25 protein-coding genes are annotated in these 23,516 nt (G+C 59.0%); 17 read left to right on the top strand and 8 right to left on the bottom strand.

Going from position 1 to position 23,516, the window contains the following annotated elements; translation table 11 throughout:
* Positions 1 to 59 precede the first annotated feature (59 nt).
* The gene (locus BM152_RS08485; RefSeq protein ID WP_066606749.1) at positions 60 to 1,091 is read right to left on the bottom strand and encodes a glycosyltransferase family 2 protein; all 1,032 of its coding nucleotides are present in this window, start codon (positions 1,089 to 1,091) and stop codon (positions 60 to 62) included.
* Between the two features lie 140 nt (positions 1,092 to 1,231).
* Entirely contained in the window at positions 1,232 to 2,194 is a 963-nt protein-coding gene (gene mdh / locus BM152_RS08480; protein WP_066606751.1) for a malate dehydrogenase, read from the bottom strand.
* Positions 2,195 to 2,356: 162 nt separating this feature from the next.
* On the opposite strand from mdh, the gene BM152_RS08475 reads away from it, so the two are divergent.
* The 13 genes from BM152_RS08475 (at position 2,357) to BM152_RS19270 (ending at position 11,608) form a co-directional block, all read left to right on the top strand.
* Entirely contained in the window at positions 2,357 to 3,112 is a 756-nt protein-coding gene (locus BM152_RS08475; RefSeq protein WP_170845861.1) for a sulfite exporter TauE/SafE family protein, read from the top strand.
* 145 nt (positions 3,113 to 3,257) lie between these two features.
* Positions 3,258 to 4,112 (top strand): HpcH/HpaI aldolase/citrate lyase family protein, encoded by an 855-nt coding sequence (locus BM152_RS08470; RefSeq protein ID WP_066606755.1) that lies wholly within the window; start codon positions 3,258 to 3,260, stop codon positions 4,110 to 4,112.
* A gap of 27 nt (positions 4,113 to 4,139) precedes the next feature.
* Positions 4,140 to 4,688 (top strand): NnrU family protein, encoded by a 549-nt coding sequence (locus BM152_RS08465; protein ID WP_066606760.1) that lies wholly within the window; start codon positions 4,140 to 4,142, stop codon positions 4,686 to 4,688.
* A gap of 10 nt (positions 4,689 to 4,698) precedes the next feature.
* Positions 4,699 to 4,902, top strand: a complete 204-nt coding sequence (locus BM152_RS08460; protein WP_111481365.1) for a DUF1737 domain-containing protein — start codon at positions 4,699 to 4,701, stop codon at positions 4,900 to 4,902.
* A 16-nt stretch (positions 4,903 to 4,918) separates the two neighbouring features.
* Entirely contained in the window at positions 4,919 to 5,950 is a 1,032-nt protein-coding gene (locus BM152_RS08455) for a MaoC family dehydratase (RefSeq protein WP_066607040.1), read from the top strand.
* Positions 5,951 to 6,241: 291 nt separating this feature from the next.
* Positions 6,242 to 6,640: a succinate dehydrogenase, cytochrome b556 subunit gene (gene sdhC, locus BM152_RS08450; RefSeq protein WP_066606762.1), complete on the top strand. Its 399-nt coding sequence runs from the start codon at positions 6,242 to 6,244 to the stop codon at positions 6,638 to 6,640.
* Positions 6,641 to 6,651: 11 nt separating this feature from the next.
* Complete coding sequence (gene sdhD, locus BM152_RS08445; RefSeq protein ID WP_066606764.1) at positions 6,652 to 7,026, top strand: succinate dehydrogenase, hydrophobic membrane anchor protein; 375 nt, start codon at positions 6,652 to 6,654, stop codon at positions 7,024 to 7,026.
* Between the two features lie 22 nt (positions 7,027 to 7,048).
* Positions 7,049 to 8,857, top strand: coding sequence for a succinate dehydrogenase flavoprotein subunit (gene sdhA / locus BM152_RS08440; RefSeq protein WP_066606767.1), 1,809 nt, complete (start codon positions 7,049 to 7,051; stop codon positions 8,855 to 8,857).
* A 207-nt stretch (positions 8,858 to 9,064) separates the two neighbouring features.
* Positions 9,065 to 9,736, top strand: coding sequence for a sulfotransferase (locus BM152_RS08435; protein WP_066606769.1), 672 nt, complete (start codon positions 9,065 to 9,067; stop codon positions 9,734 to 9,736).
* Positions 9,733 to 10,071 carry a hypothetical protein gene (locus BM152_RS08430; RefSeq protein WP_066606772.1) on the top strand — a complete coding sequence of 113 codons (339 nt, stop codon included), beginning with the start codon at positions 9,733 to 9,735 and terminating at the stop codon, positions 10,069 to 10,071. The genes BM152_RS08435 and BM152_RS08430 overlap by 4 nt, the downstream gene beginning before the upstream one ends.
* A gap of 123 nt (positions 10,072 to 10,194) precedes the next feature.
* Positions 10,195 to 10,974 (top strand): succinate dehydrogenase iron-sulfur subunit, encoded by a 780-nt coding sequence (locus BM152_RS08425; protein WP_066606775.1) that lies wholly within the window; start codon positions 10,195 to 10,197, stop codon positions 10,972 to 10,974.
* 132 nt (positions 10,975 to 11,106) lie between these two features.
* A complete protein-coding gene (locus BM152_RS08420; protein ID WP_066606778.1) occupies positions 11,107 to 11,307 on the top strand; it encodes a hypothetical protein in 201 nt (66 codons plus the stop codon).
* Positions 11,308 to 11,437: 130 nt separating this feature from the next.
* Positions 11,438 to 11,608, top strand: a complete 171-nt coding sequence (locus BM152_RS19270; protein ID WP_156444371.1) for a hypothetical protein — start codon at positions 11,438 to 11,440, stop codon at positions 11,606 to 11,608.
* Positions 11,609 to 11,681: 73 nt separating this feature from the next.
* Here BM152_RS19270 and BM152_RS08415 read toward each other — a convergent pair whose 3' ends face one another.
* From BM152_RS08415 to BM152_RS08405, 3 genes are all read right to left on the bottom strand, one after another.
* Entirely contained in the window at positions 11,682 to 12,671 is a 990-nt protein-coding gene (locus tag BM152_RS08415; RefSeq protein ID WP_331711572.1) for an aldo/keto reductase, read from the bottom strand.
* Complete coding sequence (gene deoD / locus BM152_RS08410) at positions 12,668 to 13,378, bottom strand: purine-nucleoside phosphorylase (protein WP_066606785.1); 711 nt, start codon at positions 13,376 to 13,378, stop codon at positions 12,668 to 12,670. Before deoD ends, BM152_RS08415 begins: the two co-directional genes overlap by 4 nt.
* A gap of 108 nt (positions 13,379 to 13,486) precedes the next feature.
* Positions 13,487 to 15,511 carry a protein meaA gene (locus BM152_RS08405; RefSeq protein WP_082715431.1) on the bottom strand — a complete coding sequence of 675 codons (2,025 nt, stop codon included), beginning with the start codon at positions 15,509 to 15,511 and terminating at the stop codon, positions 13,487 to 13,489.
* A 356-nt stretch (positions 15,512 to 15,867) separates the two neighbouring features.
* Here BM152_RS08405 and ccrA point away from each other — a divergent pair, with 356 nt between their 5' ends.
* The 4 genes from ccrA to BM152_RS08385 all read left to right on the top strand — a co-directional run bounded on the left by ccrA (position 15,868) and on the right by BM152_RS08385 (position 20,756).
* A complete protein-coding gene (ccrA, locus tag BM152_RS08400; RefSeq protein ID WP_066606787.1) occupies positions 15,868 to 17,148 on the top strand; it encodes a crotonyl-CoA carboxylase/reductase in 1,281 nt (426 codons plus the stop codon).
* A 472-nt stretch (positions 17,149 to 17,620) separates the two neighbouring features.
* Entirely contained in the window at positions 17,621 to 18,334 is a 714-nt protein-coding gene (locus tag BM152_RS08395; RefSeq protein ID WP_066606790.1) for a helix-turn-helix transcriptional regulator, read from the top strand.
* Between the two features lie 169 nt (positions 18,335 to 18,503).
* Positions 18,504 to 19,142, top strand: coding sequence for an acyl-homoserine-lactone synthase (locus BM152_RS08390; protein WP_066606793.1), 639 nt, complete (start codon positions 18,504 to 18,506; stop codon positions 19,140 to 19,142).
* A 57-nt stretch (positions 19,143 to 19,199) separates the two neighbouring features.
* Positions 19,200 to 20,756, top strand: a complete 1,557-nt coding sequence (locus BM152_RS08385) for an ATP-dependent DNA helicase (protein ID WP_066606799.1) — start codon at positions 19,200 to 19,202, stop codon at positions 20,754 to 20,756.
* Positions 20,757 to 20,759: 3 nt separating this feature from the next.
* Here BM152_RS08385 and BM152_RS08380 read toward each other — a convergent pair whose 3' ends face one another.
* The 3 genes from BM152_RS08380 to BM152_RS08370 form a co-directional block, all read right to left on the bottom strand.
* A complete protein-coding gene (locus tag BM152_RS08380; RefSeq protein ID WP_074914110.1) occupies positions 20,760 to 21,503 on the bottom strand; it encodes a TIGR02186 family protein in 744 nt (247 codons plus the stop codon).
* 2 nt (positions 21,504 to 21,505) lie between these two features.
* A complete protein-coding gene (locus tag BM152_RS08375) occupies positions 21,506 to 22,414 on the bottom strand; it encodes a sulfite exporter TauE/SafE family protein (RefSeq protein ID WP_066606803.1) in 909 nt (302 codons plus the stop codon).
* A gap of 136 nt (positions 22,415 to 22,550) precedes the next feature.
* Positions 22,551 to 23,513, bottom strand: coding sequence for an ABC transporter permease (locus tag BM152_RS08370; protein WP_066606805.1), 963 nt, complete (start codon positions 23,511 to 23,513; stop codon positions 22,551 to 22,553).
* Positions 23,514 to 23,516 lie beyond the last annotated feature (3 nt).

The following is a 23,516-nucleotide window of genomic DNA, read 5'->3' as shown; positions in this document are numbered from 1 at the left end:
AATGGCCGGGCCCCGTGGTGTCCGGCTTTTTCATGTCCATTTTCATGTCCGGAGGCTGCTCACATCTCCAGACCGGCCTTGACGAGAATGTCATGGTCGCGGTCACGCAAGAGACTGTCGAAATGGGCGCGGGAGAGATCCAGCCCGTCGCAATCTTTCGGAAAGAACGGCTCGGGCTGGAGCAGGCCCAATGTCCAGAGCGCGTCAGCTTGTTGCGGTGTGAGAGATTGCACCCCGTTGACCATGCGCAGGATTTCCTGCGGGCGGTCCGCATGGCTGCGGGTGAACCTGTGTTGCGCCTCGCGGGCCTCACCGATCTTGCGTTTCGGGCCGGAGTAATTCTCGAAGGACTTTTTTAACAGTTTTATGGCGTAATGTAGCGGCGTTAGCCCGTCGAAATGGAGCAACAAGCGCTGGTGTATCCTATCGAGTCGTGGCTTCGGGCCGTCTCCCACGGCTTTGGGGTGGTGAACCCCGAGTTCCCAGTCGTGACCGGTCGGGGTGATGGTTTTGCCGACCCGATGCCCCGTGAGGCCGAAGGCGAGGAACTTGGCGAAGCGGCCATAGAGCGCCTTCGCGTCTTCGGGGGTGAAGTTTGTCGGATGGCGGAAGCCGCCCGCGAAGATCGTGTCCTGCACCGTGTCGGGCAGGTAGACCCGCTCGGCATTGCGCACGACCAGCCCCTTGTTGCGGTCGGCTTTGGCCAAGGCGTTGGAAAGCGCCTGACCGTCGGCGATGAACTCGTCCACGTCGCAATGCAGAACCCAGTCGCAATTCGTGCGCCTGTAGACGTATGTGGCAACGAATTTCTGCCGCCCCGTGTGGCGCTCCGGTCGGCGGCCACGGTTTTCGCGGTCCCAGAAGGCCTGATCGCAGGTGGTGATGAAGATGCCGTCGCGGTCTCCGATCAACCTTGCGACGTCGGGGTTGGGACGGTCGAGGAAAATGTGAACCTCCCGCGCACCAATGGCGCGGGTGTGACGCGCAAAGGCGGCGATCAGCGGGGCGGGCTCGTCACCAAGCGAGGCCACAGCCCATGTCGGCGTGGCTTCGGGCGGCGTGGCCTCACGCGTGTCCGGTAAATCTGTCATGTCCGATGGGGTCAAAGGTCCAAACCAGTCTCAAATCAAAACCATGCCGGAACGTAACAGCGCAGCGCCCACACCGAAACACAAAAAAGCCCGCAGGATGAACTGCGGGCTTTCGGTGATTTTTCAGATTGCGCGCTGACTTAGGCCAGCGAACCGTCGATGGCTTTACAAGCTTCGACGAGGCCTTTCACAGCTTCGACGGATTTGTCGAACATGACTTGCTCGTCTTTGGTGAGCTTGATGTCGACAACTTTTTCGATGCCGCCAGCGCCGATCACGGTGGGCACGCCCACATACATGTCGTTCACGCCGATCTCGCCGTTGCAATAGGCCGCGCAGGGCAGGACGCGTTTCTGGTCTTTGAGGTAGGCTTCGGCCATCTCGATCGCGGAGGTTGCCGGAGCGTAGAAGGCGGAGCCGGTTTTCAGCAGGCCAACGATTTCGGCGCCACCGTCACGGGTGCGCTGAACGATTGCGTCCAGTTTCTCTTGCGTGGTCCAGCCCATCTCGATGAGGTCGGGCAGCGGGATACCGGCAACGGTGGAGTAGCGCACGGAGGGCACCATCGTGTCGCCGTGACCGCCCAGAACGAATGCGGTGACGTCTTTCATGGAGACACCGAATTCGACGGAGAGGAAGTGACGGAAACGCGCGGAGTCGAGCACGCCAGCCATGCCGCAGACTTTGTTCGCCGGAAGGCCGGAGAATTTCTGCAGTGCCCAGACCATCGCGTCGAGCGGGTTGGTGATGCAGATCACAAAGGCGTCGGGGGCGTGTTTGGCAATGCCTTCACCCACGGATTTCATGACTTTGAGGTTGATGCCGAGCAGGTCGTCGCGGGACATGCCGGGCTTGCGTGCCACACCGGCGGTCACGATGCAGACGTCTGCGCCAGCGATATCTTCGTAGGATTGGGTGCCGGACATGGTGGCATCGAACCCTTCGGAAGGGCCGGATTCAGCGATGTCGAGGGCTTTGCCTTCGGGCAGGCCTTCAGCGATGTCGAAAAGGACAACGTCGCCGAGTTCTTTCAGGGCTGCAAGGTGGGCAAGTGTGCCGCCGATATTGCCAGCGCCGATAAGGGCAATCTTGGGTCGGGCCATGTGTCAGTCTCCAATCAGTTGGTGAGATTGGCGCATGGGTAGCCCTTTGCAGGCATTCGTGCAAGTCTGTGCTGCGCTGCCGCGTTCAGGTTTTCGCTAGCGTTAGCGATAACCCGACTGTATTCGCATAAGAAAATATCCCGGTTTGACAAGGCCCCCGTGATGACGCTGGATTTCAATTTCTACCTTTTCGCCCTTCCTGCCGTGATGTTCGCGGGGATCTCCAAGGGCGGTTTCGGCTCTGCCGCGGCCTTTGCAGCCACGCCTTTTCTGGCTTTGATTCTCTCGCCGGGGCAGGCGGTGGGGCTGATGTTGCCCTTGCTGATGGTCATGGATGTGACGGCGCTCAAGCTGTTCTGGCGCAAGTGGGACATGCGGGTGTCGGCAATCCTGATCCTTGGCGCTGTTCCCGGAATTGTGATCGGCGCGCTGTTATATGGCGTCGCGGATCCGGCGGTGTTCAAGCTGATGATCGGACTGGTGGCCGTGGGATTCGTGGCGTGGCAACTGGCGAAGGCGCGGCACTGGATCAAGCCGCCGAAACGCGAACTGGGCACGGGCGCGGGGCTGGCGTGGGGCGGTGTCACCGGTCTCACGAGTTTCATTTCCCATGCCGGAGGACCGCCCGCCGCCGTTTATCTTTTGTCCAAGCGGCTGGACAAGACGACTTATCAGGCGACCTCGGTTGTGGTGTTCTGGGCGATCAATGCGATGAAGGTCGTGCCCTATTCCATGGTAGGTATTTTCACCAAGGAAAGCATGATTGCGGACCTGACCTTGGTGCCGGTGGCGGTTCTGGGCGTGTTTGCCGGTGTCTGGATGCATCATAGAGTGCCGGAAAAGCTGTTTTTCGGGCTGACCTATGTGTTTCTGGTGATCACGGGCGGCAAGCTGATCTGGGAAGCGCTGGCGGGATAGGTCTTGCGGCAACGGGTCTGGGCTTGTCCGCAGGTGTCTGCACGGTGTTTGACGCGATAAATTCTGCGCTGCGGAAAATTTACCCTTGCGGAATGGTTCATTTTTGTGGCCTCTTGCGCAACAATATTGCGGAGGAAAAGAATCAATGACCGAACTCGCCACTCGCCCCTATCGCTCGGCTCTCTATATTCCCGGATCAAAGGAACGTGCGCTGGAAAAGGCCAAGGGTCTGGCCTGTGATGCCATTCTCTTTGATCTCGAAGATGCGGTTGCGCCCGATGAAAAGACCAAGGCGCGCGGGTTGCTGCAAGAGGTTCTGGCTCAAGGCGGCTATGGCAACCGCGCCAAGATCGTGCGTGTGAACGGGTTCGACACCGAATGGGGCCGCGATGATGTGGCGGCTTTTGTCGGTGCGGATATTGACGGGATACTCCTGCCGAAGGTGGAAAGCGCCGAAATGGTCGAAGCGCTGGCGCAGGCCATCCCCGATGTGCCGCTCTGGGCGATGATGGAGACCCCGCTGGGGATGCTCAACGCCGCAGAGATTGCCGCCCATCCGCGGATGGCGGGGTTTGTCATGGGGACCAATGATCTGGCGAAAGAGCTGAACACACGTTTCCGCGCCGACCGTCTGCCGATGATGGGCGGGCTGCACCTGTGCCTGATCGCGGCGAAAGCCTACGGTATTGTGGTGCTTGATGGCGTCTATAATGCGTTCAAGGACGAAGAGGGCCTCAAGGCGGAATGTGAACAGGGCCGCGACATGGGTTTTGACGGCAAGACCCTGATCCATCCGGCGCAACTGGCGGTCGCCAACGCGGCATTTGCCCCGACGGAGGCGGAGATCGACCTCGCACAGCGCCAGATCGCAGCTTTCGAGGAAGCCGAGGCGAAGGGTGAGGGGGTTGCCGTAGTGGATGGCAAGATCGTGGAGAATCTGCATATCGTGACAGCGCGGGCGACGCTCGCGAAACATGAAGCCATTCAAGCCATGGGGTAACGCACACCCCGTGGAGAGGAGACAGCGATGCTCATTCTTATTCTCGGGGTTCTGCTTTGGGCCGCAGCCCATATGTTCAAACGTCTGATGCCCGAGCGGCGGGCGCAGATGGGGGACAAAGGGCGCGGGGCCGTGGCGCTGGCGCTTGTTGCGTCCGTCATTCTGATGGTGGTCGGCTACAAGATGGCTGCCGAGATCTTTGTCTGGGCACCGCCCTATTTCCTGCGTCACCTCAATAACCTGATGGTGCTGGTCGCGATCTATATGATGAGTCCCGCGCCGAAAAAGGGCGTGATCCTCAACGGACTGCGTCACCCGATGCTCTTGGGCTTTGCGCTCTGGGCGGTGGCGCACCTTATGGTCAACGGCGATCTGGCCTCGATCATCCTGTTCGGTGGACTGCTGGTCTGGGCGCTGACGGAAATCGCGCTCATCAACCGCGCGGAAGGCGCGTGGGCAGGGCGGGAGAAGGGAAGCCTCGGCAAGGATGCGATGTTCTTTGTCGCCTCCGTCGTGCTTTACGGCGTGATCGGGTATATCCACACAGTTGTCGGCCCGTCGCCGTTTCCAATGTGAGGAAGAGATCATGAAAGCCTACAGGCTCCTGACCGAAGAAGACACATCCGCCTTTTGTCACAAGGTGACAGAGGCTTTGAGCAAGGGGTGGGAGCTTTACGGCTCGCCCTCCTACGCCTTTGACGCAAGCACGGGAAAGATGCGTTGCGCGCAGGCGGTTATTAAAGAGGCCGACGGGGAATATGACCCGGAGGTGAAACTGGGAGGACTTTGAAGTGAATGCATGTCGCGTGAAAACCAATCCGGGGCGCTTTTTCGAGGACTATAGAGTGGGGCAGGTGATCGAACACGCTGTGCCGCGCACCGTGTCCGGCGGAGAACGCGCGCTCTATCATGCGCTCTATCCGGCGCGACATGCGCTTTATTCGTCCGATGAATTTGCCGAGAGCTGCGGGTTGTCGGGCAGTCCTGTGGATGACCTGATCGCCTTTCATGTGGTCTTTGGCAAAACCGTGCCCGATATTTCGCTCAATGCCGTGGCGAACCTCGGTTATGCGGAGGGGCGCTGGCTGAAACCTGTTTATACGGGAGACACGCTGCGCTCCGTGTCCGAGGTGATCGGGCTGAAGCAGAATTCCAATGGCAAATCCGGTGTGGTCTGGGTGCGGACCACGGGGCTGAACCAGTTTGACGAGCCGGTGCTGGAATATGTCCGCTGGGTCATGGTGCGCAAAGGCGATCTGGACGCCCCCGCGCCGGAGACGGTGATCCCAGACCTGTCAAAGGTGGTGGCCCCTGAGGCGCTGGTGATTCCCGAGGGGCTGGATTTCCTCAAATACAACTTCACTCTGGCCGGAGAGCCGCACCGTTGGGCCGATTACGAGATCGGCGAGAAGATCGACCATGTGGACGGGGTGACGATTGAAGAGCCCGAACACATGATGGCCACACGGCTCTGGCAGAACACGGCGAAGGTGCATTTCGATGCCACCAACCGCGAAGATGGCAAGCGGCTGATCTATGGCGGCCATGTGATTTCCATGGCGCGGGCGCTGTCGTTCAACGGTCTGGCCAATGCGCAGATGATTGTGGGGCTGAACGGTGGGGCACATGCCAACCCCTGTTTTACGGGCGACACCGTGCGGGCCTATTCCGAGGTGCTCGACAAGGCGGAGACCACCGCGCCCGGTGTCGGCGCGCTCCGGTTGCGGCTTGTGGCCTATAAACACGGCGCGCCGGAGTTTGCCTACAAGACGGAGGAGGGGAAATATCACCCCGATGTGCTGCTGGATCTGGACTACTGGGCCGTTGTGCCACTGTAGGCCGCAGGGCTTTGTGGATTTGTGATCGCAAACGGGGGCGCGACGATGTTCGCGGCCCCGTTTTTTCGTGTTTCGGGCGCGGAACAGGTGCTAAACCTTATAAAAACCCTAGGAAAATGGGTTTTGGTGATATTTGTGATCACTGACGGTTTCTTGTGATCACAGAAGGCGTTTTCCTGCATTTTAGACGCCAGAAACCGTTCACTTTAGCGCTCACAGGTGGTGACTCCGAGGCAGAAAGGTATAATACAGAGAGCAACTTTAACGCATCAATCGTGAAAGGACGCCACCATGGCTGATGTGAATCGCGGTAACCGACCGCTCTCTCCGTTCATGATCGGACCGTATTATCGACCACAAATGACGTCGATCTCGTCGATCATGGTTCGTATCACCGGCATTGCCTCGCTGGGGTCTGTCTTCCTTGTGATCTGCTGGTTCCTCGCAGCGGCAACCTCCGAGTCGGCATTCAACTGTTTCAACGACCTTTACGGGAGCTGGATCGGCAATATCGTCATGCTCGCGGCCGCTTGGGCCATCTGGTATCACATGCTGGGTCGTGTCCGTCACGTGATCTGGGATTTCGGCTACTGCCTCGACGTAGAGACTTCCGAGAAAATGGGCTGGGGCATGTTTATCGGGGCGACTGTCCTGACCGTGCTGACGGCTCTTGTGTTTCTGATTTTCTGAAGGGGCTGGCCATGAATTATCTCACTGACCGCAAACGGGCAACGGGTCTGGGCGCTGGGCATACCGGCGCGGCACATCACTGGCTGACGATCGCGACGTCGATCTCGCTGGCCATCCTCGTGCCGCTTTTCATTTTCACTTTCGGATATGCCGTGGGCCATTCCTATGAAGAGGTGCTGGCCTTTTACAGCAACCCCTGCATAGCGATCATCACGGCGCTCTGCCTCGTGGGCGGAATTATCCATCTGAAGACCGAAGTGGACGAAGCCGTCGAGGATTACATCGGGGGCATCAAACGCAAGCTGACGCTGATCGCGGTCGCAGGCTTTTGCTATGCCCTGATGGCCACCGGCCTTTTCGCCCTTTTGAAACTCGCCATTCAGTGATGCGCGGCAAGGAATAAAGACAATGACAGCAGCATATGAATATGAAACCCACGAATACGACGTCGTCGTCGTTGGCGCCGGTGGTTCTGGTCTGCGTGCGACTCTCGGCATGGCCGAACAGGGCCTGCGCACAGCCTGTGTGACCAAGGTGTTCCCGACGCGCTCGCACACCGTGGCCGCGCAAGGCGGGATCGCCGCATCGCTTTCCAACATGGGGCCGGACAACTGGCAGTGGCATATGTATGACACGGTCAAGGGCTCCGACTGGCTCGGCGACACGGATGCGATGGAATATCTCGCCCGCGAAGCGCCCAAGGCGGTTTACGAGCTTGAGCATTACGGCGTGCCGTTCTCGCGCACCGAAGAGGGCAAGATCTACCAGCGTCCTTTCGGCGGCCACACCACCGAATTCGGTGAAGGCCCGCCCGTGCAACGGACCTGTGCTGCGGCCGACCGGACCGGTCACGCGATCCTGCACACGCTTTACGGCCAGTCCGTCAAGGAAAAGGCCGAGTTCTACATCGAATATTTCGCAATCGACCTGATCATGTCCGAAGACGGCCAGTGTCAGGGTGTTCTGTGCTGGAAACTCGATGACGGGACGTTCCACCTGTTCTCCGCGAAGATGGTTGTGCTTGCGACAGGCGGCTATGGCCGTGCGTTCTTCTCCGCGACTTCTGCCCACACCTGCACCGGCGACGGTGGCGGCATGGTGGCACGCGCGGGTCTTGCGCTGCAGGATATGGAATTCGTGCAGTTCCACCCGACCGGCATCTACGGCTCCGGCTGTCTGATCACCGAGGGTGCGCGCGGCGAAGGCGGTTATCTGACCAACTCCGAAGGCGAGCGTTTCATGGAACGCTACGCACCGACCTATAAAGACCTCGCCCCGCGTGACTATGTGTCCCGCTCCATGACGATGGAAATTCGTGAAGGTCGCGGTGTTGGTGAACATAAAGACCACATCTACCTGAACCTCAGCCACCTGCCCGCCGAAGCCTTGGCGCTGCGTCTGCCGGGGATTTCGGAATCTGCGAAGATTTTCGCAGGTGTGGATGTGACCAAGGAGCCGATTCCGGTTCTGCCGACCGTGCACTACAACATGGGCGGTATTCCGACCAACTATCACGGTGAGGTTCTGAACCCGACCAAAGACAACCCGACCGCAGTCGTTCCGGGCCTGATGGCCGTGGGCGAGGCGGGCTGTGCCTCTGTGCATGGTGCGAACCGTCTCGGGTCCAACTCGCTGATCGACCTCGTGGTCTTCGGGCGTGCCGCCGCGATCCGCGCCGGTGAAATCCTCAAGCCGGGTGCTCCGAATCCGGTTCTGAACATGGCGTCTGTCGAGAAGGCCTTTGACCGTTTCGACAACATCCGCCATGCGAAGGGCAACATCCCGACCGCCGAGTTGCGTCTTGAAATGCAGCGCACGATGCAATCCGACGCAGCCGTGTTCCGCACCGACAAGACCCTCAAAGAGGGCGTCGAGAAAATGACCGCAATCGCGGCCAAGCTGGACGATCTGCATGTCACCGACCGCACGCTAGTGTGGAACTCCGATCTGATGGAGACGCTGGAGCTGACGAACCTGATGCCGAACGCTCTGGCCACCATTCACGGTGCTGAAGCGCGTAAGGAATCCCGTGGCGCCCACGCGCATGAGGATTATCCGGAGCGGGACGACAAGAACTGGCGCATCCACACGATTTCGCGTGTCGATGGCAACAAGGTTGATCTGAGCTATCGCCCGATCATCGAAGCCCCGCTTACGACCGAAGACGAGGGCGGGATCAGCCTCGAAAAGATCGCTCCGAAAGCACGGACGTTCTAAGACACATGTTGATGCGGCCGCCCCTGTTTCGCGGGGGCGGCGGCCTTTCCTGAACCGGACCTGAGAAATGTCGTTGAACCTGTTTTGGTGGACTGAGCACGAAGGACTTGGAGAGCATCTCTCCCGGTGCGGGTCGGCTTTTGCCTCCGAAGCGGTCTGCGGTTCGGCTCAATTGTCCGGCCTGACACGTCAAAAGGCGGGGGCGGCATGACTGTGCTCACTCCCTATTCCAAGCGTCAGAACGCGCCGCGAGCGACGTCGCCCCTGATCATCCAGATCGGGTTCAACCGCTGCGGCACTTTGAGTTTTCATCGCATGATGAAAGACAACGGCATTCCCGCGCTGCACTGGCAGGAGCCGGGAGGGCGCAATGTGGCGCAGATGATGCTGAACAACCTTTCGTTCGGGCGCAAGCCCTTCGACGGGTTTGACGGTGTTCTGGCGTTTTCCGACATCGCCTTTCTCAATGGTCAGATCATGATTGAGGGCGGGCGGTTGTTCCGCACGCTTCATGCGGCCTATCCGGATGCCTATTTCTTCTTTAACACGCGGGACAAATCCGACTGGATCGCCTCGCGTGCCGCTCATGCCAACGGCACCTTTCTCAAACGGTTCTGCAAAATGTCCGGTCTTGATGAAGCGGGTGCGAAAGCGGCATGGGGCGAGATGTTCGACCAGCACACTGCCGAGGTGCAAAGCTATTTCGCCACGGCCACGGCGCGGTTCCTGCGTTTCGATCTGGATCACGACGGACCGGAGAAGATCGCGGACTGGCTGGCACCGGATTACACCATCGATACGGCACATTGGGGCCATTATAACAAGAACTCCCGCAGCCGCGACATGCGCGTGCTTGAGGGACAAGGAGCACTCGGATGACCCGTCATCTCGTCTTGAAAACAGCAGCGGCGGCTTTGTTGTTCACCGGATTGTCCGGCTGCATCGAAGGGTCTTCGCTTGTCGAGGACACCACGCGCTCGACCGCCAAAACCGTTGTGAAAACCGTGATCAACGACAAGTTTCCCGGCGTAGATGCCGATGTCTATGTCGATTGCATCATGGACAATGCGGAAACGGGTCAACTGGTCACGCTGGCGAAAGCGGCGGTGACGGGCGTGGACGACGAAACGGTTCAGACCGTGACCGAGATCGCCAGCGAGCCGGAAACACTCACATGTATCGCTCAGTCCGGTCTGAGCGGGCTTTTCGGGTAGGAGGGGACATGCACGCCTCCGCCATATATTCCACCGTAGGTTTGAGATCGATGCCAGACCACAGACAGCTACGAAACTCAACTTCCTGCCGGTCAGTCCGGCGACAAACAAGGGGAACAGGCCATGGTTCAGTTTAACCTTCCCAAAAATTCCAAAATCGTGACGGGCAAGACCTGGCCGAAGCCCGAGGGCGCGACCAATGTCCGGAAATTCCAGATCTATCGCTGGAGCCCCGACGACGACAAAAACCCGTCGGTGGACACATATTTCATCGACATGGACAAATGCGGGCCGATGGTTCTCGACGCGCTGATCAAGATCAAGAACGAGATTGATCCAACGCTGACCTTCCGCCGCTCCTGCCGCGAGGGCATCTGCGGGTCTTGTGCGATGAACATCGACGGGATCAACACGCTCGCCTGTATCTATGGTCTCGACGAGATCAAGGGCGATGTTCGCATCTTCCCGCTGCCGCACATGCCGGTGGTGAAAGACCTTATCCCCGATCTGACCCACTTCTACGCCCAGCACGCCTCGATCATGCCGTGGCTGGAGACCAAGACGAACCGTCCTGAAAAAGAATGGCGTCAGTCGATTGAAGACCGCAAGAAACTCGATGGTCTCTATGAATGTGTGATGTGCGCCTCCTGCTCCACCTCCTGCCCGAGCTACTGGTGGAACGGCGACGAATATCTTGGACCGGCAGCACTTCTGCACGCTTACCGCTGGATCATCGACTCGCGTGATGAAGCCACGGGCGAGCGTCTTGACGAGTTGGAAGACAGCTTCAAACTCTACCGCTGCCACACCATCATGAACTGTGCGAAAACCTGCCCGAAAGGTCTGAACCCTGCGGCGGCGATTGCGCATATCAAGAAGATGATCCTCGACCGCGCACATTGATCGCGTTCACATAAGAGTGCACAGGCCCCGCTTTCCAGCGGGGTCTTTTCGTTTTAAAGCCACGCGTGTGGCGCAGGGGTGGTCATCACTGCCGCACGGCACCCGTGTCTCCGAATCCAAACAGGCAGAGATATGCTGTTTCTCATCCCCTTCATCATCCTCGCGCTTTATATCGGCATGTATCTCCTGCGCACGGAGCGAACGTCGGATTGCCGCTGGCGTCAGTCCGGCAAGGATGCGCAGGGCGTGGCGTGGCGCTGTCAGGTCTGCGGCGCGACGGCGCTAACGGAGAAGGGACTGCCGAAACATTGCGGGGCAAAGTCCGAAGAATAGATATATCTCCGACGCTGCATTGCAGCATTTGCATGACGACTATGCGACATTTGGGGGCTGTCATGCGCGGCGGGGCGGCTTACCTCTATGGGCAAGGGAGGGCCGAAAGACCCTTAACGGAGATGATGATATGACACTGCACGATGTTGCCCTGACGACCGCTGCCAAGAAAGAGACGACGATGAAAGTCTCCGAATGGTTCGAATACTATGCGCCTTCCAATCCGGTTGCCAAATCAAGCGAACAGGTTTCGACTTCCAAGCTTGAAGTGCTTGACCAGATGTATGCCTATTACGAGTGAGCTTCACCGCCACTGGATATGCAGAAGCCCCGCCAGTTGAGCGGGGCTTTGTCGTTTCAAGCTCTGTGTTGCGTTAGCAGTAACGTTCAATACCGAGCAGTTGCGCATCGGAATAACGATCCCCTGCGGCCCAGCCGACGGGCAGGATCTGTTCCAGATCCCACAGATCATCCTCAGACAGACCGATCGAGGCGGCCTTCGCCCAATCGTGCAGATGGGTGGAGGTGCGGGTGCCGGGAATGGGGATCAGGTGATCGCCCTGATGCAGAACCCATGCCAGCGCGAGCGCAGGGGCGGTGACGCCCTTTTTCTCTGCATAGGCGCGGAAGGCGTGGATGTAGTCGAGGTTCTCCGACCAGTTCGGTTCGACAAAGCGCGGGTTCACGCGGCGGAAGTCGTGGTCCTGAAATTGCGACGGATCAAGATCCGATACACCCAAAGCGCCGCGCGCGAGCGGGGAGAAGGGGATAAAGGCAATTCCCAGTTCCTCGCAGGTCTGGATCACGCCCAGTTCCGGCTGCCGCGTCCAGAGCGAATATTCGTTCTGCACGGCGGTGACAGGCACAACCTTATGCGCGCGCCGGATGGTCGCGGGGGCCACTTCCGAAAGACCCCATGCGTCGATCAACCCCTCCTGGATCAACTTGCCCATCGTCTCGGCCAGAATCTCGATAGGCACCTCCTGCGCACGGCGGTGGATATAGTAGAGCTCCACCTTGTCGCGATGCAACTTTTCCAGCGAGCTTTCCAGTTCCGCGCGGATATAGTCCTCGCTGTTGTCAAAGCTGCGGGGCGGGCCGGGGACGATGCCGACCTTGGTGGCCAGCGTCACTTCGGCACCGGTTTCCTTGAGATACTGCCCGACGATCCGCTCGGAATGGCCCATGCCATAGATGTTGGCCGTGTCCCAGAAATCGATTCCGGCGGCTTCGACCGCGGCGAGGGTTTCGAGCGAGGTCTCGTCATCCGCCGCGCCAAAGAAGCCCGCGAAACTCATGCAGCCGAAACCGATGGCGCCGACCTCTGGCCCGTGCGCGCCCAGTTTGCGTTTCGGCATACTCATGCGAAGGCCGCCTCAAGCGCGATTTCGACCATATCGCCAAAGCTCTTTTCGCGCTGGTCGGAGGGCAGGGCCTCATGGGTCAGAAGGTGGTCGGACACGGTCATAACCCCCAGCGCGCGTGCGCCATGACGGGCAGCGACGGTGTAAAGCTCGGCGGCTTCCATCTCGACGCCGAGAATGCCGTGGCGGATCATGGCCTCGTCAAGGTCGGGACGTTCGGCATAGAACACGTCTGCGGAGTAGATATTGCCGACATGGACACCGGTATCCTTGCCTCGCGCAGCTTTTACGGCAGCTTCGAGTAGGCCGTAATCGGCACAGGGCGCGTAGTTGATGTCCTTGAAGAACCCCGCCGAAGGGGTTGTGCCCAAGGTGGTGGCGGTCATGGCGATGATGACATCGCGCACCTTGATATAGTCCTGCATCGCGCCACAGGAGCCGATGCGGATCAGGGTCTTGGCCCCGTATTCGGTGATCAGTTCGTTGGCATAGATGGAGATCGACGGCATTCCCATGCCGGAACCGTGGATGGTGACAGGGTTGCCTTTATAGGTGCCGGTAAAGCCCAGCATACCGCGCACCTCGTTGACCAGTTTGGGATTGTCGAGATAGGTCTCGGCGGCCCATTTGGCGCGGTAGGGGTCGCCGGGCATGAGGACGGTTTCAGCAATGTCGCCGACAGCGGCGGCAATATGGGGAGTTGGCATCGGGGCACCTCTTTGATGATGAGTTGCCCCGACTATATCCACGATCTCGGTGGTGAAAACCCTAAAGCGTTGCGCGACCGGCCCGTTTGGCCGGCTTGTGTGATGGCGCTATTCGGCGGCTTGCGACGCAGGATCGACCAGAGCCACGATGTCGAACATGATGCGGTTCAGTTCGAAGTCCTTGGGCGTGTAGACACGCGCCACCCCGATGGCCCTCAGATGCGCGGCGTCCTCTTCGGGGATGATGCCGCCTGCGACGACGGGAATATGGCTCAGACCGGCCTCTTTCATCTGGCGCATCAACTCTTCGATCAGCGGGATGTGGGAGCCCGACAGGATCGACAGCCCGACCACATGGGCGTCATCGGCCTTGGCGGCGGCGACAATCTCGGCGGGGGTGAGGCGGATGCCCTCATAGGCAATGTCCATGCCACAGTCGCGGGCGCGGGCCGCGATCTGTTCCGCGCCGTTGGAATGGCCGTCGAGGCCGGGTTTGCCCACAAGGAACTTGAGCTTGCGCCCCAAAGCGGCGGAGACGCGGGCGACCTCTTCGCGGATGTCTTCCAGCCCTTCGGTGCGGTTCGAGGGGTTGGAGGAGACGCCGGTGGGGCCGCGATACTGGCCGAAGGCGGCACGCACCACATCGCCCCATTCACTGGTCGTCGCCCCCGCTTTCGCGGCTTTGATCGAGGCGGGCATGACATTGGCGCCGCTGGCAGCGGCTTCGCGCAACTCCTTGAGAGCGGCTTGCACGGCGGGCTCGTTCCGGCTTTCGCGCCATGCCTTGAGCCGTGCGATCTGGTCGGCCTCGGCCTCGGGGTCGGCTTTCATGATGCCGCCATCGCCTGCGGTGAGCGGGGAGGGCTCGCCCGTGGTCCATTTGTTGACCCCGACGACAACGGTTTCGCCCGCTTCGATCTTGGCAATGCGCTCTGCATTGGCCTCCACGAGGCGCGATTTCATATATTCGATCGCCTCAATCGCCCCGCCCATACTGTCGAGCGTGTCCAACTCGGCGCGTGCGCCCTCTTTGAGCGCGGCGACCTTGCGCTCCACGGCGGGGTTCTCGTCGAACAGGTCGTCATATTCGAGCAGATCGGTCTCATAGGCGAGGATCTGTTGCATGCGCAGCGACCATTGCTGATCGAAAGGGCGGGGCAGGCCGAGCGCCTCGTTCCATGCCGGAAGCTGCACGGCGCGGGCGCGGGCGTTCTTGGACAGGGTCACGGCGAGCATCTCGATCAGGATGCGGTAGACGTTGTTCTCCGGCTGTTGTTCGGTCAGGCCGAGGGAGTTGACCTGCACCCCGTAGCGGAAGCGGCGGAATTTCGGGTCGGTGACGCCGTAGCGTTCGCGGGTGATCTCGTCCCACAGTTCGACGAAGGCGCGCATCTTGCACATCTCGGTCACGAAGCGGATACCTGCGTTCACAAAGAAGGAAATCCGCCCGACCATCGTGGGGAAGGCCTCGGCAGGCACTTTCTCTTTCAGATCATCCAGTACGGCAATGGCGGTGGCCAGCGCGAAGGCGAGTTCCTGTTCCGGCGTCGCACCGGCCTCTTGCAGGTGGTAGGAACAGACGTTCATCGGGTTCCATTTCGGTAGGTGTTCGCGCGTATAGGCGGCCACATCCGTAATCATCCGCAGACTGGGGCGCGGCGGGCAGACATAGGTGCCGCGCGAGAGATACTCCTTGATGATGTCGTTTTGCACCGTGCCTTGCAGCTTGGACACATCCGCGCCTTGTTCCTCGGCCACGGCGATATAGAGCGCCAGTAACCAAGGGGCCGTGGCGTTGATCGTCATGGAGGTGTTCATCTGTTCAAGCGGGATGTCGTCAAAGAGCATCCGCATGTCGCCCAGATGGCTGACCGGAACGCCGACCTTGCCGACCTCGCCCTGCGCCAGTTCGTGATCGCTGTCATAGCCGGTCTGGGTGGGCAGGTCGAAGGCGACTGAAAGGCCGGTCTGTCCTTTGGAAAGATTGGTGCGATAGAGCGCGTTGGAAGCCTTGGCGGTCGAATGGCCCGCATAGGTCCGGAAGAGCCACGGGCGGTCTTTGCGGGGCCGGTCAGCGGCTACACTGTCAGGGCCGGAGCGGTCATTGGTGATCCCGGTTGTATCTTGACTCATTGCGCACCTCCCAAAAATCTCGTTGCAACAATATTTCTCAAAAAGCGTTATGCGTGGAATATTGTGCCTTTGTCAATTCGCCGCGTTGCGGCAGGGGCGGAAAATCCAGTGACGTTAGGGAATATTCGGGAGGAAAAGTCCGGAATCCTCTTTGTTTTTCAGGGTTTCAGGGGAATTTCTGCATTTGCTCGGTTATAAAATTACAAAATAATATCAAATATGTTTGCATTATTACTTTGCGGATCGTATCACCATGACAGAGACGCTGCGATTCTGCATCGCGGCAGGAGGAGGGTAATGCCCGTGAGGCATGTCTCGTGTGAGCGAGGCCCGAACAGGAATGGAGGACGCAACATATGGCGCTTGATGCAAACCAGCTGACCTATGAGGCCGAGGAGAAAGACCTCTACGAAATCGGGGAAATCCCGCCGATGGGCTATGTGCCTGAAAAGATGTATGCTTGGGCGATCCGCCGTGAGCGTCATGGCGAGCCGGAGACCTCTTTTCAGTGTGAAGTGGTCGAAACGCCGAAGCTCGACAGCCATGAGGTTCTGGTGCTCGTGATGGCCGCTGGCGTGAATTACAACGGCATCTGGGCCGGTCTTGGCGTGCCGATCTCGCCGTTTGACGGGCACGGCGCGGAGTATCATATCGCAGGTTCCGATGCGTCCGGTATTGTCTGGGCCGTGGGGTCCAGCGTCAAAAACTGGAAAGTGGGCGACGAGGTTGTCATCCATTGCAATCAGGACGATGGCGATGACGAGGAATGCAACGGCGGTGATCCGATGTTTTCACCGTCGCAGCGGATCTGGGGCTATGAGACGCCGGACGGCTCTTTTGCACAGTTCACCCGCGTGCAGGCACAACAGCTTCTGCCGCGTCCGAAACATCTGACTTGGGAAGAAAGCGCCTGTTACACGCTGACGCTGGCAACCGCTTACCGGATGCTTTTCGGTCACCACCCGCATGAGTTGAAGCCGGGTCAGAATGTTCTGGTCTGGGGCGCGTCGGGCGGTCTTGGCTCCTTTGCGATCCAGCTTGCAACGGCGGCAGGGGCGAATGCGATCGGGGTGATCTCCGACGAGGACAAGCGCGACTTTGTCATGTCTCTGGGCGCGAAAGGCGTGATCAACCGCAAAGATTTCAACTGTTGGGGGCAACTGCCGACCGTGAACACGCCGGAATATGCGGCATGGTTCCAAGAGGCGCGCAAGTTCGGCAAGGCGATCTGGGAGTTCACCGGCAAGGGCAACAATGTCGATATCGTGTTCGAACACCCCGGTGAGGCGACCTTCCCCGTATCTTCATTTGTCTGCAAAAAAGGCGGTATGGTGGTGATCTGTGCGGGCACGTCAGGGTTCAACTGCACCTTCGACGTGCGCTATATCTGGATGCACCAGAAACGCTTGCAGGGGTCGCACTTCGCCCACCTGAAACAGGCGGCCGCGGCGAACAAGCTGATGATCGAGCGCCGGATTGATCCCTGTATGTCGGAGGTCTTCCCGTGGGCAGAAATTCCTGCCGCGCATATGAAGATGCTCAAGAACGAGCACAAGCCGGGCAATATGGCCGTGCTGGTGCAGGCGCCGAAAACGGGCCTTCACACGTTCGAAGATGTGCTCGAAGCGGGTAAATAACCCAGGCTTCGACATTCCATGATGTCATTCAGGATCCGCCTCATATTTGAGGCGGATCTTTTTTGCTTTGTGTTGAAAATGCGTCACATAGCTTTGGCCGCCGATTTTCATTTCGCAAATATGGATATCTGGTCGCGGCGCGGTTCTGTTGGATCTCAAATCCATGAAATTTAATAAAATATTATATTTCATAGTCCTATGAATTTATAACTCCCTATTTATGGGGAGGGTAAAAATGCGAATTTCATTCTGCGAAAATACAGCGTCATGTTGAAAGACTGCCACGCAAAATCCCGAAAGAGGCTTTACATGCGCAACGATTGGATACTTGATGTATTGGAAGATTTGCGAAGTTTTGCGGATCAAAGCGGTATGAAGGCGAGCGCGGAGCAGTTGGCTGACACCTGTCTGGTTGTCGCGGCGGAACTGTCGAGCACGTCTTCGGACGTATTGCCGGAACGGGCGGGGGGCCATGAAGACGGGATTGCAAGACTTTCTGGAGGCTCTCCAGGAGGTTGAAAATTTCGAAGAGTTTCAGGACGCAACACTCAAGTTGCGCGATCTCTTGGGAGTTTCTCATGTTGTTTACCACTGGGTAAACAGTGTGGGCGAGCGCTTTGGCGCGGGGACCTATTCTACGGAATGGGTCGACCGTTATCTTGAAAAAGATTACCTACGCATTGACCCTGTCATTTTCGGGTGTTTTCAAAGGTTTACCCCTGTCTCATGGAAGCAGCTGGACTGGTCCACCAAAGCGGCCAAAGCGTTTTTTCTGGATGCGCTCGACTACGGGGTCGGGAATCAGGGCTACACAATCCCGATCCGCGGCCCGAAGGGGCAATTCGCACTTTTCACCTTGAACCACACCACGACAGATGAGGCTTGGGAGCGACTGATTGCCCGCCATGCGCGCGATCTCGTTGTGGTGGCGCATGAGTTCAACAAAAAGGCCCTGTATTTCGAAAGCCAGAAGGCAGCCCAGCCGAGCGTGTCCCTGTCTCCAAGGGAGGCCACAGCCATCACGCATATCGCCAAAGGGTTGAGTCGGAGTCAGGCCGCAGCGGAAATGGGAATTTCCGAACACACGCTCAGAGTGTATATTGAGTCTGCGCGCCACAAACTTGGAGCCATGAATACGACTCATGCCGTGGCGCGGGCGCTGTCGTTGGGTCTGATTATTGTTTGAAACCCGTCAGGGCACGCTTGTGACCATGACTTTTCTTTGAGGTTTGCCTAAAAAATAAGTGCGGAACGGATAAAAAGACATTTGCACAGGACAACGCCCGCAGGTTTCAGGTCTTGGTTAACGTTTCACCGATAGCGTCCTTCTCATCTGACAGAGACAGGAGCTGGAAATGCTACACTATATTTACGGAAATGACCTTCACCTCTTCCCCCGCCTGCGTGACACGATGTTTCGGGATCGTGCGGAGCAGTTCAAACGCCGCCTCGGATGGGATGTGCATGTGAACGAAGCGGGCGAGGAACGCGACGAATATGACGCGATCAACCCGCTCTATGTGATCTGGGAAAAGCCGGACGGCACCCACGGCGGCTCGATGCGGTTCTTGCCGACCACGGGGGATACGATGGTGAACGATCACTTCTCGCATCTGACGGACGGGGTGCGGATTGAAAGCCCGTTCATCTGGGAGTGCACCCGCTTTTGCCTCGCCCCCGGCGCGGACCGGCGTGTGACGGCGGCGCTGACTTTGGGGGCGGGCGAGATCATGGAAGAATTCCACCTGAAACATTTCGTCGGTGTCTTTGATGCGCGGATGGAGCGGATCTATTCGCTCATGGGGCTTGTGCCGGATGTTTTGGGCCGTGTTGGCGAAGGGCGCGAGGCCATCGGCGTCGGGCTTTGGGAGATGCGTGAGGACGTGTTTGCCCCGACACTGGAGCGTGCCGGAATTGACCGTGCGACCTCGAAACAGTGGTTCCATGCGGCCTTTGACCAGAGCTTTGTCGAAGAGTTGCGCGCCATCGCGTAAGCGCATTCTGCGCCGTGACCTCTGGTGCAACGAGCGGCGTCCCTGTAGGGTCGCCGCATGACCAAAGACACGCTTACATTCTCCGAAGATCAGGCCGAAGCCTTTGATGCGATCAGCACGATGCTGGCCCGTGTGGGCGTTGATCTTGCAGACGGAATCATCACGCCACAAGCCAGCGCGGGCAACCAGCTTTGCGCGGTGATCGGCAAGGCGGGGTCGGGGAAAACCCTGCTTCTGGCGCAGCTTTACAAGGCGCTTGATGAGGCGGGCGTGGATATTGTGTCTGGCGATTATGAGGGTAAACGCCGCAAGGAGCGCCGCACCTTGGCCATTCTTGCGCCGACGAACAAGGCCGCCTCCGTGCTGCGCAACCGTGGGGTGCCCGCGACGACGATCCACCGTATTCTCTACACGCCGGTCTATGATCCGGAATACGAGAAGATTGCGGAATGGCTGGCAGGCAATGGCGAGCGTCCCGATCTGGAAGGGCTCAAGATCGAAGGGCTGTCAGAGGAAGCGCTCGACAAGGCCTATGGATTTTACCAGAACAATAAATCCATCCCCGGTGCTCTGGCGGCTGCGGGGCTGAGAGGGTCGGATTTCATCACCGGCTGGAAGCGCCGCGAAGATCCGCTCGACATCGGGTTCGTTGACGAAAGCTCCATGCTCGACAAACGCCAGTTTGACGATTTGCAGGAGATTTTTCCGACCCTTGTCCTCTTTGGAGATCCGGCGCAGTTGGCACCTGTGAACCAGTCGGGCGAGATGGTATTTGAATCCCTCCCTGAGCCCAAGCAACACATCCTGCACCGCATCCACCGGCAGGAAGCGGACAGCCCGATCCTTGATCTGGCTCATGCTCTGGCCGATCCGCAGCTTGGCTTCGAGCAATTCGAGCGGATGATTGAAGAGGCCGCTGCGCGTGACGACCGTGTGGTTTATGCGCAGCGGGTCGAAAGCGATCTGATGGCGCGCTCGCCGGTGCTGGTCTGGCGCAACGCGACCCGAATCCGGCTTATTCAGGCATTTCGCAAAGTATTCGATGCGCCCGAAGATGCGCTCTTGCCCGGCGAGCCGCTGATCTGCGACGGGATCGAGCTGCCGATGAAACACCGCAAGAAACGTCTTGATCTGGAGGCGCGTGGTCTCATCAAGGGTGCACAGGTGGTTTATCTCGGGCCGGGCCGCAAACCCGGTTTCTCGCGTTTGCATGTGATGGGGGCGGAAGACCCGAATATTTCGGCGGCCTCTATCGTGAAGATCGAATTTCCCGATGAGGAAGAACCCTTTATCCCCTATGCCGCGCGGATGGGGGCGGCGTTTCTGCACGGGGCGGCGGTGACGATTCACAAGGCACAGGGTTCGCAATGGAATGATGTGCAGGTCTTTGCCCCCGACCTCTATGCCGCGGCTCGTGCCGGACGGATGGAGGCGGGCATTCCCCTGTGGAAGCGGTTGGCCTATGTGGCGATCACGCGGGCGCAGACACGTTTGTTCTGGGTAACGCGGGCGCGTCTGGCGAAACCGGCGGGGCCATTGTCCGTGGCGGACCTGACCGCGAAAGTGGCCGCGCCTTTGACCTTGGAAGCCGAGCAGTTCGAGAACGGGCTGTAAGGTTCAGCGCCGAAGCAGTCGGAAAGCCTCCGAGGCACCCCAGCCGAACAGTCCGGCAATGGCGAGCGCCATAATTCCGTAAATCAGGGCGTTGTCATAGGCGAGATTGTAGAGCCAGCGCTCGATCCCGACTTTCTGGACATTGATCGAGGTGCCGTAGCTGTCGATCACCTGACCGCCACGCACGAGGAAAATGCGGGTGGTGTAAACCCCTTCGTCAATATTGGAGGGCAGGGCGATGGAGGTGTTGAACAGCGTGTCCTGTATGAGATCAACCTCACCCTCGCGGGTGCGATACAGATCGGCATCCTTACGCAGACGGATCAGGGCTTCGCGTGCCGGAAGCCCGCGCATTCCGGGCAGGATGCGTTTGTCGGCGGTGATCTTCCAAAGACTGTCGGTGAGCGGCGGCAGTATGTCATGCAAGGCGCGTGTCGAGGCGACCGTGTAAAAGGTGGGGGTGTGTCCGACAACCTGAGCTTCGACATTGATCCAGATGCCGAAACGCCGATCCTTGCGCCGGATGGTTTCAACATGCTCGGGTCCGGCAACCGTTATGATGACGTCGAGCGGGTCATTCTCGGGAATAGCGTCTTCGCGTTTGATCGCGCCGTAAACAAGGATTTCAGATCCGTCGAAATTGGCATTCACGGCCACGCGCGTCTGGCTCAGGGCGGCGACGACCTGTTCGGCTTGTGCCATGAGTGGCAGGAAGGTGAATGCGACAAGGGCGATCAGATGGCGCATTCTCATACCCCCAACGAGTAGAGTTCCTTGGGTGTGATCAGCAGATCAATCCCAAGTTTGAGGCAGACGACCAGCACCAGAAGCGCCAGAAGGATGCGCAATTGTTCGGCTTTGAGTTTGAGGCCGATCTGCGCGCCGATTTGCGCCCCGATCACGCCGCCGAACAACAGCAGGAAGGCCAGAAGCACATCGACCGTGTGGTTGGTATAGGCGTGCAGCAGCGTGGTGAACCCTGCAGTAAAGATGATCTGGAACAGGGAGGTGCCGATCACCACCTTCGTGGGCATTCCCAGAATATAGATCATAGCAGGCACCATGATGAACCCGCCGCCAACGCCCATAACGGCCCCGAGCATCCCGACCATGATGCCCACACCGATGGGCGGGATGGCGGAGATGTAGAGACCGGAGGCGCGGAACTTCATCTTGAAGGGTAGGGTGTGGACCCAGAGGTGTTTCTTGCGCTCAGGACGCCCGCCGGGGCGGCCTTTGGCCCGTTTCATGGCGCGGAGCGACTCGATCAGCATGAGAAAGCCGATGATGCCGAGAAAGACGACATAACAAAGCGTCACAAGCAGATCGACCTGCCCCATAGCTTTGAGCAGGTTGAAAATCTGGATGCCGATGGCCGAGCCGACAAGCCCGCCCGCCAAAAGCACCATGCCCATTTTCAAATCTACAGTCTTGCGTTTGAGATGTGCGAGCACGCCGGAAACAGAGGAGGCGACGATCTGGTTGGCGGAGGTGGCCACCGCGACCGCTGGCGGGATGCCCACAAAGAACAGCAAAGGGGTGATCAGAAAGCCGCCGCCCACGCCGAACATGCCGGATAGGACACCGACCACACCGCCGATACCCAACAGCATGAATGCGTTTACCGACACTTCTGCGATGGGAAGGAAGATTTGCATGGGGGTTTGTCTTTCGCCGCGTCTTTATCCAGCAATGCAATGATTTTGCCGTTTCGTCAAATAGTGAGCCTTGCCGATCAAAAGAAAAACGGGCCCTGAGGCCCGCTTTCAACATTATGGTCGCCTGTAGACGACTTTAGCGTTCCTTGACGTAGGATTGCCCGCTGGCGCGTGGCGGTATGGCCTTGCCGACAAAGCCCGCGAGAATGATCACGGTCAGGATGTAGGGTAGGGCTTGCATGAATTGCACAGGGATGACGAAATCGCCCAGAGCGATGGACTGGTAACGGTTGCCGATGGCTTCCAGAAGACCAAAGAGCAGCGTTGCCCAAAGCGCATACCAAGGCCGCCATTTGGCGAAGATCAGTGCCGCCAGAGCGATGTAGCCACGGCCTGCGGACATATCCTTGACGAAGCCTGCGGCCAGAGAGGCAAGGTAGGTGCCAGCAAGACCACAGAGCACGCCCGCAATGACGAGCGCGGAGTAGCGGAGCCGGACGACCGAAATCCCTGCGGTATCCACAGCGCCGGGGTTTTCGCCCACAGCCCGCAGGCGCAGCCCGAAACGCGACCGATAGAGCACCCACCATGAGAGAGGCACCGCGAGGAAGGCCAGATAGGTCAGCGCCGTGTGGCCGGATATCAACTCGTCATAGGCGGGGCCGACCACGGGGATTTTCGCCATCGCGTCGGAAAAGGGCAGGTTCCATTCGCTGAAACGCCCGTCTCCCGAGAGCGACGGGGTACGCCCGCCCAGTTTGAACCAGCTTTGACCAATCACGACGGTCAGACCGGCGGCAAGGAAGTTGAGCGCCACACCGGAGATGAGCTGATCCCCTTGGAAGGTGATCGAGGCCAGACCATGCAGCATGGAAAAAGCCAGAGACCCCAGCACACCAGCCAGAAGCCCGATCCAGATGGAGCCGGTGACGGCAGCAGCAGCCCCCGCAAGGAAGGCAGCGGCAAGCAGTTTGCCTTCAAGCCCGATGTCCACCACGCCTGCGCGTTCGGAAAACAGACCGGCCAGACAGGTCAGCAAAAGAGGGGTGGCCAGTCGCAGGGCACTATCGAGAATCTGGAGGATCGTGAGATAATCCATGTC

Source organism: Celeribacter halophilus (assembly GCF_900114135.1).
GTDB classification, from domain to species: Bacteria; Pseudomonadota; Alphaproteobacteria; order Rhodobacterales; family Rhodobacteraceae; genus Celeribacter; species Celeribacter halophilus.
This window is presented reverse-complemented; position numbering and strand designations above follow the sequence as displayed.